The 14,227-nt window shown below is 41.7% G+C and carries 11 protein-coding genes and 4 tRNA genes; 12 read left to right on the forward strand and 3 right to left on the reverse strand.

Annotation, left to right across the window (positions count from 1 at the left end; genetic code table 11):
• Positions 1 to 10: 10 nt before the first annotated feature.
• The 8 genes from sps_RS02965 to sps_RS03000 all read left to right on the forward strand — a co-directional run bounded on the left by sps_RS02965 (position 11) and on the right by sps_RS03000 (position 5,373).
• Positions 11 to 101: transfer RNA gene (locus tag sps_RS02965), tRNA-Ser, on the forward strand.
• Between the two features lie 478 nt (positions 102 to 579).
• Entirely contained in the window at positions 580 to 1,224 is a 645-nt protein-coding gene (uvrY, locus tag sps_RS02970) for a UvrY/SirA/GacA family response regulator transcription factor (RefSeq protein ID WP_077751131.1), read from the forward strand.
• Between the two features lie 113 nt (positions 1,225 to 1,337).
• Positions 1,338 to 3,167 (forward strand): excinuclease ABC subunit UvrC, encoded by a 1,830-nt coding sequence (gene uvrC, locus sps_RS02975; protein WP_077751132.1) that lies wholly within the window; start codon positions 1,338 to 1,340, stop codon positions 3,165 to 3,167.
• A gap of 262 nt (positions 3,168 to 3,429) precedes the next feature.
• Positions 3,430 to 3,975: a LysR substrate-binding domain-containing protein gene (locus sps_RS02980; RefSeq protein ID WP_077751134.1), complete on the forward strand. Its 546-nt coding sequence runs from the start codon at positions 3,430 to 3,432 to the stop codon at positions 3,973 to 3,975.
• 248 nt (positions 3,976 to 4,223) lie between these two features.
• Positions 4,224 to 4,781: a CDP-diacylglycerol--glycerol-3-phosphate 3-phosphatidyltransferase gene (gene pgsA, locus sps_RS02985; RefSeq protein ID WP_077751136.1), complete on the forward strand. Its 558-nt coding sequence runs from the start codon at positions 4,224 to 4,226 to the stop codon at positions 4,779 to 4,781.
• 147 nt (positions 4,782 to 4,928) lie between these two features.
• Positions 4,929 to 5,004: transfer RNA gene (locus sps_RS02990), tRNA-Gly, on the forward strand.
• 106 nt (positions 5,005 to 5,110) lie between these two features.
• Positions 5,111 to 5,184, forward strand: a tRNA-Cys gene (locus sps_RS02995).
• 103 nt (positions 5,185 to 5,287) lie between these two features.
• A tRNA-Leu gene (locus tag sps_RS03000) sits at positions 5,288 to 5,373 on the forward strand.
• Between the two features lie 223 nt (positions 5,374 to 5,596).
• Here sps_RS03000 and sps_RS03005 read toward each other — a convergent pair.
• Entirely contained in the window at positions 5,597 to 7,741 is a 2,145-nt protein-coding gene (locus sps_RS03005; protein ID WP_077751137.1) for an EAL domain-containing protein, read from the reverse strand.
• Between the two features lie 218 nt (positions 7,742 to 7,959).
• Between sps_RS03005 and sps_RS03010 the strand changes: the two genes are divergently transcribed.
• From sps_RS03010 to rplY, 4 genes are all read left to right on the forward strand, one after another.
• Complete coding sequence (locus tag sps_RS03010) at positions 7,960 to 8,523, forward strand: prepilin-type N-terminal cleavage/methylation domain-containing protein (RefSeq protein WP_077751139.1); 564 nt, start codon at positions 7,960 to 7,962, stop codon at positions 8,521 to 8,523.
• 328 nt (positions 8,524 to 8,851) lie between these two features.
• Entirely contained in the window at positions 8,852 to 10,252 is a 1,401-nt protein-coding gene (locus sps_RS03015; RefSeq protein WP_077751141.1) for a L,D-transpeptidase family protein, read from the forward strand.
• A gap of 106 nt (positions 10,253 to 10,358) precedes the next feature.
• Complete coding sequence (mepK, locus tag sps_RS03020; RefSeq protein ID WP_077751143.1) at positions 10,359 to 10,910, forward strand: peptidoglycan L,D-endopeptidase MepK; 552 nt, start codon at positions 10,359 to 10,361, stop codon at positions 10,908 to 10,910.
• A gap of 145 nt (positions 10,911 to 11,055) precedes the next feature.
• The gene (gene rplY, locus sps_RS03025) at positions 11,056 to 11,343 is read left to right on the forward strand and encodes a 50S ribosomal protein L25 (protein WP_077751144.1); all 288 of its coding nucleotides are present in this window, start codon (positions 11,056 to 11,058) and stop codon (positions 11,341 to 11,343) included.
• A gap of 62 nt (positions 11,344 to 11,405) precedes the next feature.
• Here the strand turns inward: rplY and sps_RS03030 are convergent, their stop codons facing one another.
• Both sps_RS03030 and sps_RS03035 read right to left on the reverse strand, forming a co-directional pair.
• Complete coding sequence (locus sps_RS03030) at positions 11,406 to 12,935, reverse strand: SpoVR family protein (RefSeq protein ID WP_077751146.1); 1,530 nt, start codon at positions 12,933 to 12,935, stop codon at positions 11,406 to 11,408.
• A 9-nt stretch (positions 12,936 to 12,944) separates the two neighbouring features.
• Complete coding sequence (locus sps_RS03035) at positions 12,945 to 14,213, reverse strand: YeaH/YhbH family protein (RefSeq protein ID WP_077751148.1); 1,269 nt, start codon at positions 14,211 to 14,213, stop codon at positions 12,945 to 12,947.
• Positions 14,214 to 14,227 lie beyond the last annotated feature (14 nt).

Raw genomic sequence — 14,227 nt, forward strand, 5'->3', positions numbered from 1 at the left:
CGCAGCGTTCGGAGAGATGGCAGAGTGGTCGAATGCACCGGTCTTGAAAACCGGCATGGGTTTATAGCCCATCTAGGGTTCAAATCCCTATCTCTCCGCCACATTCAAGAAAAAAGGCTACTCGAAAGAGTAGCCTTTTTTCGTTTTAGATGATGATAGGAATGTGAGCCCTTGGTTCCTCTTGTTTAAAGTTAGCTATCTCTGTGCCACATTAAGAAAAGCCCTTAACATTAGATGAGTCTCTAGTCTCTTCTATAACAAGCGTAGGACTTTTACTTTCGTCTGAAGGTCAGCTCTATCCAACCTATGACGACTCGTTTTCTTCCCTGGTTTTCTAGATAGCAAGAGTCCAAACACTCGACCATCGAGATAACAGTAACAGGGTTGAGATCTGCTTTAATAAGATAAACAAATACAATAGCTTGATTATTATCTACTCAATGTAAGGGCTTACCTGGGGTTTATCACCTAGTATATTAAAAAACGAGCTTTATTATTGATGGTTTATGGGCTAAATTAGCTTTAAATAAGAAGTAGAATCAGGCAAGGTTCTTCACGTTAGCCCTAAGGTAATTTGAATTGATTTCTGTATATTTAGTCGATGATCATGAACTAGTCCGTACCGGAATTCGCCGTATTCTTGAAGACGAACGTGGCATTAAAGTCGTGGGTGAGGCGGGTGACGGTGAAACTGCGGTTCAATGGAGCCGAAGTAATGAAGCTGATGTTATTCTGATGGACATGAACATGCCCGGGATCGGTGGCTTAGAAGCGACGCGTAAGATTTTACGTTATCAGTCCCATGCAAAAATTATTGTACTAACAATACAAACAGAAGACCCCTTTCCAACTAAAGTGATGCAGGCAGGCGCGTCAGGCTACCTTACCAAAGGTGCGACACCACCAGAGGTGTTGCAAGCGATTAGACAAGTGGCACACGGGCAAAGATACCTTTCTCCGGAAATCGCCCAACAGATGGCACTCAGTCAGTTTAATTCCAATGAGGACAACCCATTTCAATCACTCTCAGAGCGTGAGTTACAGATCATGATGATGATCACCAATGGCGAAAAGGTCAGTGAGATTTCTGAACAGCTAAATTTGAGTCCTAAGACGGTAAATAGCTATCGCTATCGTTTATTCGCTAAGTTGGGGATCAATGGTGATGTTGAGCTGACGCGCCTTGCGATCCGTTATAAAATGCTAGACACAGGACAATTTTAGCCTAGAATCTCAGCTATTTAGAATGATTAAGATCATAAATAGTGCGTACCCCTCATAGTCATGAGCCAAAACTGTCCGATCCATTAGCGTAAACAACTTTAGTCATTCTATCTATGCCAGCTCAGTTTGATTCAGTACTCTTTCTAAAAAATGTATCCTCATCGCCGGGTGTTTATCGCATGTATGACGCAGATAATGTCGTCATCTATGTGGGTAAGGCCAAAGATCTTAAGAAGCGCTTAAGCTCTTATTTTCGTAAAAATCTTGGTAATGTAAAAACTCAAGCCTTGGTTTCTCATATCGCGAATATCGATGTGACAGTGACCCATAGTGAGACTGATGCACTGATCCTCGAAAATGATTATATCAAGCAGTATATGCCCAGATATAACGTGTTACTTCGTGATGATAAATCTTACCCGTATATATTACTGAGTCATCACAAACACCCAAGGCTTGCCTATCATCGTGGCCCTAAGAGAGATAAGGGGACCTATTTTGGTCCATATCCAAATGGTGGGGCTGTCAGAGAAAGCTTGCATCTGATGCAAAAAATATTTCCTATCAGACAGTGTGATGATCTTTACTATAAATCGCGTTCTCGTCCTTGTTTACAATATCAAATTGGTCGTTGTAGTGCCCCTTGTGTAGATAAAGTCACTAGTGAGGAGTATGAAACCCAAGTCAAATTGGCAAGCTTATTTCTTAAGGGCAAGAATAAACAGGTGATGATTGAACTGGTGTCGAAAATGGAGGCTTGTGCACAATCCCTTGACTATGAGAAGGCGGCCAGCTATCGAGATCAAATCTCCGCATTACGGAGAGTGGCTGAGCAGCAGGAAGTGTCCAATACTTCAGGTGATATGGATGTGATAGGTGCTCATTACGCATCGGGTGTGGCTTGTTTTCATCTGCTCTTTATTCGTAATGGTAAAATTTTTGGCAGCCGAAGTTATTACCCAAGTGTCCCCGCACAAACCGATATCGATGAAGTATTGAGTGCGTTTATGATCCAATTTTACCTCAATGGCGATAGTCAGAGGACGTTGCCAAAAGAGATCTTATTGAGTCAGAGTTTCGATGACTTACCTCAATTAGAAGAGGCCATACAAACGGCACTGGATAAAAAGGTTGAGATTAAAACGAATGTACGTAGTGAAAGAGCTAATTTTTTACGCTTGGCTGTGACGAATGCTACCAACGCTGTGAATACCCGGCTATCTCACAAGAATACCGTCGAACAGCGCTTCTTGCTATTAGAAGAAGCCCTGGAAATGACCACGCGGATACAGAGGATGGAATGTTTCGATATTAGCCACACTATGGGGGAGAGTACAGTTGCTTCCTGTGTTGTTTTTAATCGCGAAGGGCCTAATAAGGCTGACTACCGTCGTTATAACATTAATGGTATTACGCCGGGTGATGATTATGCAGCCATGAAGCAGGCAATAACAAGGCGGTTTAATAACATCGATAAAACCGGCAAGATCCCAGATATTTTATTTATCGACGGCGGCCTGGGGCAGCTTCGAATTGCGCAAAAGATTGTAGATGAAAAATTTGCCAATATTGATATCGCTCCTATGCTTATCGGGATCGCTAAAGGAGAGGGGAGAAAACCGGGCCTAGAAACCTTAATCTATGGCGAAAATGAACAGTCTTTCTCTATCTCTGCAGACTCAGGTGCTTTGCACTTGATACAGCACATTCGTGATGAGTCTCACCGTTTTGCCATAACTGGTCATAGAAATAAGCGACAGAAGACACGCAATACTTCCACATTAGAATCCATTGCCGGTGTTGGACCAAAACGGCGCAAGGCCTTGTTGCAGTTTTTAGGTGGGATTCAGGAAGTGAAAGGAGCGAGTGTGACTGAATTAGCGAAAGTGCCTGGAATAAGCTTAGAGATGGCACAAACAATCCATGATTCATTGAAAGGCTAAGTGCTATGCACAATATAAGTTGTGCCATTGATTGCAATCGGATTAAACCTGTCTGATTGGCTAAGAACGGCCATTTTGCCTTCTTGCTAGATTTTCTAGGTTGCTTCCTTCAAATCCCCATTCAATTTCATCGATAATCGCCAGCACCAGGCACAACATCTAATTATGTCTGGTTCTAGATCACATTTTTAAAATTCCAATAACCGTTAAGTCAACCTTGCATAGACTGCTAGCAACTTCAACATCTTAGACTCAACGGGCAATGGCTCTGGTTTTATCCCACTGTATTCGATGCGTTTGTATAAACGATTTTTTACGAGGGGATATTGATTTTTTAGTTGGAAGTTATACTGGTCTTCCCAATAATATCCATCAAGCTCATTTAATTGATATATCTCACTCCGCTTATGTTAGAAAAGAGCACCCTCTAGTTAAATTAAATACAGCAGTAACTATAGAGGAACTGAATGAGTATCAAATAATTGAATTAGAAACTCATGAAAATGCCGATTTTACTCTACGTACGAAAAACATAGTAAGACCCTCACTCAAACTTTCTAAGTATGAAAAAATCGCACCTATCCTTAAAGAGTCTAGTGCTATTTGCTTTCTACCCGATAACCTTTTAAACACGTCTGATCTCGTTAGCTTGAATATTGCATTTCCCAAACTAATGGTTAACTGCCGCATCTATTGGCATGAATTAATGAATGGTGATTTGTTCCATAACTATTTGAAAGGTGTGTTAATTAATATAAATTGCAAAGCAAGAACGGAAAGTTTGGGTGAACAAATACCATCAGGCTAGGCTTAGTGGACCTATTACTAGACCTCTTTTTCGTCGTCGCCCCCCTGATGTTAGTTGTTTTGTACTCGATACATGTTCCATGTTTTGTCTGTTTTATGTGTTACCGAGCAACTGGGGGCACTGAAAGTGGCAGAAATTGAAAAAGTGCTACAGATTAGCCTAGAAATGGCACAAACAATACATGATTCATTGCGAGGCTAGCTAAATTAAGGCAAGATTGGCGCTGCTTTTAAACTATTGGTTTTCTCATGCCGTTTAACATACCTATAGCTTTAACTTTGTTTAGATTATTTTTGTTACCTGTGTTTATCGTGGTTTTTTACCTTCCTTACTCCTGGGCGCCTTTTGCTGCCGCCTTTATTTTCTGGTTAGCTGCTGTCACCGATGCATTAGATGGCTATGCCGCCCGAAAATTGAAGCAGTCTACTCGATTTGGTGCTTTTTTGGACCCCGTTGCTGATAAGATCATGGTAACCACTGCACTCGTGCTGCTCGTAGCCGATTTCAATAATATTTGGCTTACTTTACCCGCACTATTTATGATTGGTCGCGAGATCGTTATCTCGGCACTGCGTGAATGGATGGCAGAGATAGGCAAAAGAGGGGCGGTTGCAGTGTCTTGGATCGGTAAATACAAGACGGCAGCACAGATGGTAGCCATTACAGGTCTTATCTGGCATCCCAACGACTTTCTTACTTATACCGCTTATGCACTCTTTTATGTCGCTGCAGTCCTCACCTTTTGGTCAATGATGAATTATATCTTAGCCGCTTGGGGGGATTTAACGGCGGAATCGGATAATTAAAATGCAATGAGACTATTTAGTGTCCAAGCAGTCATTTATCGGTAAATATGCGATTGACTCTTGGTGCTAAATCGGTAGAATGCCATTCCGCAGTCAGGGGAAAGCTTCTTAAGAAAGAACTTGCTGCAAGTAAGATTATTGATGTAAGCGACATTAGCTCAGTTGGTAGAGCGATACCTTGCCAAGGTATAGGTCATCGGTTCGAACCCGATATGTCGCTCCAATCTTACAGATTATCAGAATAAGATGTGAAACTTTACCAAGGTATAGGTCACAGGTTCGAACCTATCTTTATAAGAAAGGCCGCTTCAGTATTACTGGTAAAAATTGGCGCGATGGCAGAATGGCTATGCTGCGGATTGCAAATCCGTCGATCTCGGTTCGACTCCGGGTCGCGCCTCCATATTTAGATTGTGATGAGTGTCAACTCTTGAAGGTTATAAACTAGCTATCGAGAGACACAGTATTAACTACCGATAATACGTATCATCAAAGTCAACGAGTTTGCCCGAGTGGTGGAATCGGTAGACACAAGGGATTTAAAATCCCTCGCTTAATAGGCGTGCCGGTTCAAGTCCGGCCTCGGGTACCATCATTTAAGCCCTGACATTAGTCGGGGCTTTTTTGTATCTAGATATCCAGAAACAGGTTTAAAATCCCTCGCTACGCTTCTCTTGATAAGAGCGGGTACGTACCGGTTAAGCTCTCTACTTCTAAGATTGGCCTCGGATACCATCATTTTTTTGAGGGTTGGCAAAACCTTTACCTCATATAAGAATAAAACTAGTTTCAGGAGTATTTTTAGGTTTAGGCACTCAGTTAGTACTTCGATTGACCGTCAATTTTAAAGGGCTAGCTGGAGTTGTAGATGAGATGAGTGAATCAATCTGCTCTTTGGGGATAGGGGTACTATAGTAATATCCTTGAATCTTGTCACAGCCCAGAGCGATAACACTTTCTAGTTGCTTTTTAGATTCGACTCCTTCTGCTACTATGCTCATATTGAATGCATCTGCAATGGTAATAATAGCTTTGACTAAAGCCCACGTCTTATTACATGTTCCTAGTCGTTGAATAAAGCATTGATCTATTTTGATGATATCGAAGGGGAGGTTCTGTAGATAGTTCAGTGAGGAGTATCCGGTACCAAAATCATCGAGAGCTAGCGAAAACCCCATGGCTTTAAGGGTATTAACAGTTCTTGTCACACATTCAGAATGTTCCAAAAATGCCGTTTCTGTGATCTCAAATGTGAGTTTAGTAAAGGGGAACGTGAAGCGGCAAAGTATATTTTCGAGTCGGTCTAAAAAATCGTGAGCATTCAGCTGTTTTGCTGATAAGTTAACAGCTAGAGTGAGGTGGCGGGTATGAGTCGATTCTTGCCACTCTTGTAGTACAGTACAGGCCTGTATAAGGACTGCTTGGCCTAAGTCATATATTAGTCTTGACTGTTCGGCGATGGGAATAAATTGTGCCGGTGAAATACGAGGTTGATTATCTCTCTGTGGCCATCGGACTAGGGCTTCAAAACCAATAAAGCGGTCTTCTTCAACTGAATATTGACCCTGATAATGCACTTCTAATTGGTTGTGTTCTAGTATCTGGCGTAACTGGTTCTGTATGTAGGCCTGTTTTTGAGCTTGCTCCGACATCGATGGGACAAAGAGTTGATAACAGTTTCGGCCTTCTGATTTAGCAGCATATAAAGCTATATCGGCCCATTTTAGTAAAGTCTCTTTATCTGGCTCTCCATTGTTGCAGCAGGAGATGCCGATACTCGTTTCTATTGAAATCTCTTTGTCTTGAATAATGCAAGGTACGGCAATAAGGGTACCTATCTTTTTTGCTATCTCCTCTGCGTCTATACTGGATTTACAATCTTCGAGTAAGATTGCAAATTCATCACCCCCTAATCGGGCTGCGATATCAGTTTCTCTAAGCATAGATTTAAGCCGTATTGAAATTTTCTGGAGTAGGGCATCCCCGATATCATGGCCGAGATTGTCGTTAATGAGTTTGAAGCGGTCCAAATCTAAGAGGAGTAATACTACCGAGCTATTCAAGCGTTTAGAACGCTTGATTGCCCGGGTTAGACTATCGTGGAAGTAGGTTCTGTTCACTAGTTGAGTTAACGTATCGTAACTTGCTAAATGTACTAGGCGGCTCTCCATCTCCAGTCTTGCAGTAATATCTTGAAAAAGAATGATCATAGAGGAGTCTACATGCTTCAGTGCAGAGGTGCATGTTAATTCAACCAGTAGGTTCTCGTCCTGGTGTTTGATTAGTTGAGCTACCTGATGTTGATATAGTCCTAGTTTGCTTACTTTATCTTTTAGATGATGGAAAAGAGTCTGTTTTTTTATCTCGCTGGGTTGCCACTGAAACCAGTGATTAAAGGCAGCCCCCAAAATATTTTTGGGATCAGTATCTAATATTTGACATGCTTTAGAGTTGGAGAACTGTATCTCCCCTTTTTTATCGACTTTAATGACCCCTTGACCGGCCGCCTCAAGAATAACCTCTCGCTCGCTCTTCAAGTAATGGGTTTTAGACTGTAGTTGGTTAATTTTTACGAACTGTTTGACCTTGCTGAGTAGAATAGTGCTTTCAATGGGCTTGGTTAGATAGTCGATAGCACCAGCTTCATAAGCCTTTAATATATCTGCAGAGGAAGGGTCATGAGCCGTGAACATGACAATAGGGGTATGTTTATGAGCTTCGGTAGAAGAGATTAACTCTACAACTTCATAGCCATCCATGTCGGGCATATTGACATCGAGTAAGACCACGGCAAATTTATCATTTATTAGTTTCGATAAGGCCTCACTGCCTGAGCTGGCTTGAATCAGCTCGATATTTTTTAAAGACTGCAATACTTTCGTCAAAGCGATACGATTATGCTGTAGATCATCGACGATGAGAATTTTACTTATGTGTTGGTCCATATTCTCATCATCCATTAACCGTCCTTGGGTGGAGTGTCAAAGCTATTTGATTAACTGAGTGTAGACCAGAATTTGATAACTTCCCTATTTTCAGGTGGATGTGTTTAAACCATTTTGTTCTGTGAATAGGTTAAGTATTTGAGTTATTTGCTATCAAGTTAGTGACACTGAAAGTCTGAGCGAGATATAATGTATACACTGTGTTTTGTGTAGGTAGTAGAAGGTTGGGTGTGATGAAAGGTGGGGATGATAAAGGTTTTACCCTTATCGAGCTTGTGGTTGTTATCATTGTCTTAGGTATTTTAGCGGTTGTCGCTTTACCTAAATTTATTAATTTAGGTCAGGATGCCCATGATTCTGCTGCTAAAGGTGTTTTTGGTGCATTTAAATCTGGAGTGACTATGTATCATAGTTGCTGGGCTGCATCGGGAGTCAGTGCTCGTGTCGAAGATTTGGACTGCTATGGTGATGGAACAGTAGATTCGAGTTTTACAGGTTATCCCTTGAGTACAACTAATGGCGGTGATGGGACTATATTAACTGGTGATAGTTGTAAAGAAGTGTGGCAAGGGCTACTTGAAGGTGATGACTATGTGTTAGCTCCTCATGCTGATGCTTCATTTGGTGGCGAGACCGATATCATTTATTGGTATGGTTCGGGCTCCTCAATCAGTGGTGGTTCGTATTGTTATTATAATTATATAGCTGATGACCGCTCCAAAGGTTCTGAAAATTGGCAACTTAAATATTTTCCAGGTTCAGGTGAGACTGAGGTTGTTCGAGCAACGTTAAGCTAATTTCAATGAGTCAGTTCATTCAAGTCTAAACACGAGTATTAACACTTCCGGTTCGGTGTTAACGAGCTTAAACGTAAAATAACCAAGTTTAAGCTCGTTGCTAGCAACATATATGTTGTGAATGCCATATACGCAAGATCAATGCCTCGCCTCGGTAGCACTAAATTCTAGCTGAGTGTTCATAGCGTTATTTTGATTGGTCTTAAATTATTCTCCTTTCGTATTCTATTCTGCATATCGTAAATTTTGCCATACTTAAACCACTAGCGAGATATGTATAAAGCTAAAGAGTTCAGAGGTTGTATTAGTCGATCATGGAGGTGAATTTATGTTTGCAAGGTGTGCGAGTGCTAAAGTGTTTGTCCTCTTGATTATCTTGCTCAGTACCAAGCCTCTACTTGCTATGGAGCACTCAGAAGCAGCATTAAACTCTTTGCTCTATCAAGTTCAATTTGTACGTTTAATTAAACCATCAACACAAATTGAACAAGATTATAGGGCATTAACCTTAGGCGCCATGGAATTAAAACTGGCTAGGGTACAGCGGATTCAGTCTGAGCTAGAGCAATTTTGGGCATCTCTAGGGGTCCCTACTAACGCAATGAACTTGAAAGGCTCGGATAATTTGTTCCAACAGGTTCTTTCCCTGGAGCCAATCTCTAAGGACTATCTAGCTACCAGTAATAAAATCCGTTACTTGCTGTGGCTGGAGCAGAAAGGGGACTGGAGTGAGTTAGTGTCCAATTCTTGGTTAAAGCTGGGCGATAAGCATAACTTAGTGTCTGAAATTAGTCGTAGATTAAAAGGGTTTGGTGATTTAAGGGAATACAATCCTGTCAATACACTGTTTGATGCCAATGTTGAAAACGGTGTTAGGCACTTTCAACAGCGTCATGGGTTGAAACTAGATGGAATTATTGGCCCCGAAACGCTTCGCTGGATCAATATTAAACCAGTGAAACGGGCTGAGTTGTTAGCCATTAACTTTATAAATAAGACTAGTTACTTAGCCTCAATTGAGCCTAGCTTTTTAATCATTAACATTCCAGCATTCGAATTAGAACTTATCGACAATGGCCAAGTGGCGTTACAGTCTCGGGTGATAGTGGGTAAACCCTATCGTCAGACTCCCTTGTTAAGCAGTCGAATTTCAAACCTTGTGATCAATCCAAGCTGGCGTGTACCTAGGCGTTTATTAACTCGGGATCTGTTACCTAAAGTCAGGGAGGATGGTGGTTATATTCGGGCTCGAAATTTTAATGTTTTCGATAGTCAGGGGCTTTTAGTGAGTAAAACTGCCCAAGAGTGGCAAGATTTAGCTCATGGACGTTTTCCCTATCGCTTGGTTCAAAAGCCTGGAAAGGAGAATACCTTAGGGCGGTATAAGTTTTATTTTGAGAATAAATACAGTGTTTATCTTCATGATACTGCAGACAAGGCGTTGTTTGAAGAGTCCAACCGTGCGCTTTCATCTGGGTGTATACGTATTGAAAATGTCGAGGGGCTAGCTAATTGGATGGCATCTAATTTGGTGACAGATAAGCAAACCTGGGTTGATATGCAGATTGAGCGTCAAAAAACCCAATGGTTTTCTTTGGATCAGAGCTTACCCGTTCATTTAGTTTACTGGACCGCTTGGGTCGATAAATTGGGAGTAGCCCAATTTAGAAATGATATATACCATAAAAATTCTACACTTAACTCGGCATCGGCTCATCTGTCTCCATGAGTGCGTCACTATTCATTTATACCTTTATTATTGTTAACTTGATATTTGGCAGTTTTCAGTTTAATTTGTTCGCTGTTTTGCTTGAATATTAATCAATGGTGGTAGTGTGTCTGTAGTATGTCCAACTCGTAGGCAGTTGTTGCTAGGTCTTAGTGGCGCTGCAATGTTTTCGATGGTTCCTTCTAAAGTTTATGCAAGTCGTTCGACGAAAGGAGTTCGTACTCTAGGTTTTCATAATTTGCATACGGGGGAGCGCGGGCAGGGAAGCTATTGGGTGGATGGAAGTTATCAAAGTGAGATTTTGTCAGACTTTAGCCATATCCTGAGAGATCATAGACGCAATGAATCTGCTCCTATGGATAAGCGTCTCTATGACTTGCTATTTAAGCTCAAGGAGTCACTCAATATAGAGCAGGAATTCAATGTTATTTCTGGATATCGCTCTCCTAAAACCAATGCCATGTTAGCGGCTAAGAGTAGCGCTGTTGCCAAGAAAAGTTATCATATGAAAGGCATGGCTATGGATATCGCGATTGAAGATGTGAAGTTGAGTGATCTTCGTGATGCGGCCATTGAGCTTAAATTAGGTGGTGTCGGTTATTACCCTAGATCTGGATTTATTCATGTTGATACAGGGCCTATACGCACCTGGACATGATAGAGGATTAATCTCCACCTAAGCGCTTAATAAAACAGTTTGTTAGCCCTGCATTGTTATGGTAGACTTCCGCCGCGTTTAAACGTCCTTACTGGTCGAAAGTAGGGACACTCTGAAACTAATTTTATTTTTAAGTGAGAAAAACATGTCTTACACAATTTCTGCTGAAATCCGCACTGAAATCGGGAAAGGTTCGAGCCGCCGCCTACGTCATGCGAATAAAGTTCCTGCTGTTATCTATGGTGCTGGTAAAGAGTCTATCTCTATCAAGTTTGACCAAAAAGATATCATTAACATCCAAGAAAACAAAGAATTTTACACGGACGTTCTGACTATCGCTGTTGATGGTAAAGACGTTAATGTTCGTGTGCAGGCAATGCAGCGTCATGCATTCAAGCCTCTTATTGAGCATGTTGATTTCAAATTCGCATAATTTTTGTATGTGAATTAAAAAAGCGCCGAATGGCGCTTTTTTTGTGGTTAATTTTTATGGAACTAAACGTCATCTGACTCCTTTTGTTTATCGGGACAAGCAGCGATAATAGTGGTGACCCCATGCTCGTTAACTTCTTCTAATCTGATATCAAACCCCCAGAGACGATGCAGATGTTTGACGACTTCCTGACAACCTTTGGCCAAAGGGATATGGTTAGTCGGGATATAGCGTAGGGTTAGAGAGCGATCGCCGGTGATATCGACTTGTTCTATCTGTATATTAGGTTCCAAATTCGATAGATTGTATTGCTGTGAAAGCATCTGGCGTATATCTTTATATCCCTGCTCATCATGGATAGCAGAAACTGAGAGATAGTTTTTCTTATCATCGTCCAAAATACCAAACAGTTTAAATTGCCTGATGATATTGGGTGACAAATATTGGCTGATGAAGCTCTCATCTTTAAAGTTCTGCATGGCAAAATGCAGGGTCTCTAACCAATCACTGCCGGCTATGTCCGGAAACCACTCTCTATCTTCATCGGTTGGATTTTCACAGATCCGTCTGATATCGATAAACATGTTGAATCCTAACGCATAAGGATTGATCCCATTATAGTAAGGGCTGTTGTAGCTTGGTTGTACAACCACATTGGTATGGCTCTGTAGGAACTCCATCATAAACCTATCTGTCACTTTCCCATCATCATATAGATGGTTGAGTATGGTGTAATGCCAGAATGTAGCCCAACCTTCGTTCATTACCTGAGTCTGTTTCTGAGGGTAGAAGTACTGACCCATCTTCCTCACTATTCTTACTATCTCTCTTTGCCATGGCTCTAATAGCGGGGCATGTTTTTCAATGAAATAAAGAATGTTTTCCTGTGGCTCTTCAGGAAATTGAAATTTAGTTTTTTCTGTGTGTTCCTGATGAGCCTGAGGTATGGTGCGCCATAGATCGTTGACTTGGCTCTGAAGGTATTCTTCACGTTCTTTTTGTCTGAGCTGTTCCTCTTTAAATGAAATTTCGCTCGGCCTCTTATACCTATCGACTCCGTAGTTCATCAAGGCGTGACAAGAGTCGACGATCAGTTCGACTTGTTCAACGCCGTGAAGCTCTTCGCACTGGCTGATATAGTTCTTTGCAAAGACGAGGTAATCTATGATGGAACTAGCATCGGTCCAGGTTTTAAACAGATAGTTGTTTTTAAAAAAACTGTTGTGACCGAAGCTGGCATGAGCCATCACCAGGGCCTGCATTGTAATGGTATTTTCCTCCATCAAATAAGCAATACAGGGATCTGAGTTGATCACTATTTCATAGGCCAGTCCCATTTGACCGCGTTTATAGCTTTGTTCTGTTTCAATAAATTTCTTACCAAAGGACCAGTGAGTATAACCAAGGGGCATGCCGATACCTGCATAGGCATCCATCATCTGCTCAGCTGTGATCACTTCAATTTGGTTAGGGTAGGACTCCAACTTGTAGTGGGCTGCAACCCTCTCTATTTCGGTTAAGTATTCCTGAAGTAGTTCAAAGTTCCAATCAGGCCCGTCATCGAGCGGTGTTCTCTTTTTCTTGTTATCCATAACGCCCCCTTATACAGCTTGTTTCTTGAAGAGTTCTCTAAACACTGGGTAAATGTCTTCGGCTTGCTTGATATGCTGTACGGCTATGTTATCGAAAGACTTCTGTAGGCCCTCATACTCACGCCACAGTGTCTGGTGAGCACGGTTAGTGATCTCTATATAACTAAAGTAGCGCACTACGGGTAATAGTTGTTTCTCAAGCAATTGCTTACAGCCGGGTGAATCGTCGGCCCAGTTGTCTCCATCGGATGCCTGCGCCGCATAGATATTCCATTCACTCTCAGGATAACGTTCTTTTTGTATCTGGTGCATTAGCTTTAATGCACTGGAGACTATGGTGCCGCCGGTTTCCTGAGAATAGAAGAACTCATGTTCATCGACCTCTTTTGCCTGAGTATGATGGCGAATATAGACAACGTCTAAATTTTTGTAAGTGCGGGTGAGAAAGAGGTATAGCAAGATATAGAAGCGCTTAGCCATATCTTTTGTTGCTTGATCCATAGAGCCTGAAACGTCCATTAAACAAAACATGACGGCCTGACTCGAGGGTACCTCGCGTTTAGCAAAGTTGTTATACCTTAAATCAAATGTGTCGATAAAGGGGACTTTAGCTATCTTCTGTTTTAGTTCTTCAATTTGTTCTTTTAAAAATAGTATACGCTCAGCTTCGGCTCCGGGGGTGTTCTCGAGTTCTTCGAGTTCATTCTCTAGCTCGCCGAGTAATTTCTTCTTACTCGAAGACATAGCGATACGTCTTGCCAGTGAGGACCTCAATGAACGGACGATGTTGATATTAGAAGGGACACCATCATTGGTAAAACCAGCGCGATATATCTGATATTCAACTAATTTATTAAGGCGATTATTCTGTAAATTAGGCAGTTCTAAATCTTCAAAGAGGAGTTCTAAGTATTCATCTTTCGAAATTTGAAAAACAAAATCATCTTCGCCTTCTCCAGAATCGGAAGCGTCCCCCTGACCCGATCCTTGTCCTCCACCGGAAGGCGGACGTTCAATCTTGTCTCCTCTAATAAATTGATCGTTACCTGGATGGACTCGGTCCCTTACTCCACCTTGTCCTTGGCGAAATGAAGGCTCACTGATGTCCTTCGTTGGAATACCTATTTTTTCGCCCTTATCGACATCGGTAACGCTACGACGTGTCACCGCATCACTGACTGCTTTTTTAATCTGTTGCTTGTAGCGATTGATAAATCGTTGACGGTTAACCGTACTCTTGCCTTTAGCATTGAGTCTTCTATCTATGAAATTCGCCATGCGCACCTCCTAAA

This window comes from Shewanella psychrophila, from assembly GCF_002005305.1.
Classification (GTDB): domain Bacteria; phylum Pseudomonadota; class Gammaproteobacteria; order Enterobacterales; family Shewanellaceae; genus Shewanella; species Shewanella psychrophila.

Bases quoted from the DNA above. Each gene is read 5' to 3' on its own strand.
- uvrC (WP_077751132.1), top strand. From the start codon at position 1,338: ATGCCAGCTCAGTTTGATTCAGTACTCTTTCTAAAAAATGTATCCTCA.
- sps_RS02980 (WP_077751134.1), top strand. From the start codon at position 3,430: ATGGCTCTGGTTTTATCCCACTGTATTCGATGCGTTTGTATAAACGAT.
- pgsA (WP_077751136.1), top strand. From the start codon at position 4,224: ATGCCGTTTAACATACCTATAGCTTTAACTTTGTTTAGATTATTTTTG.
- sps_RS03005 (WP_077751137.1), bottom strand. From the start codon at position 7,741: ATGGATGATGAGAATATGGACCAACACATAAGTAAAATTCTCATCGTC.
- sps_RS03010 (WP_077751139.1), top strand. From the start codon at position 7,960: ATGAAAGGTGGGGATGATAAAGGTTTTACCCTTATCGAGCTTGTGGTT.
- sps_RS03015 (WP_077751141.1), top strand. From the start codon at position 8,852: ATGTTTGCAAGGTGTGCGAGTGCTAAAGTGTTTGTCCTCTTGATTATC.
- rplY (WP_077751144.1), top strand. From the start codon at position 11,056: ATGTCTTACACAATTTCTGCTGAAATCCGCACTGAAATCGGGAAAGGT.
- sps_RS03030 (WP_077751146.1), bottom strand. From the start codon at position 12,935: ATGGATAACAAGAAAAAGAGAACACCGCTCGATGACGGGCCTGATTGG.
- sps_RS03035 (WP_077751148.1), bottom strand. From the start codon at position 14,213: ATGGCGAATTTCATAGATAGAAGACTCAATGCTAAAGGCAAGAGTACG.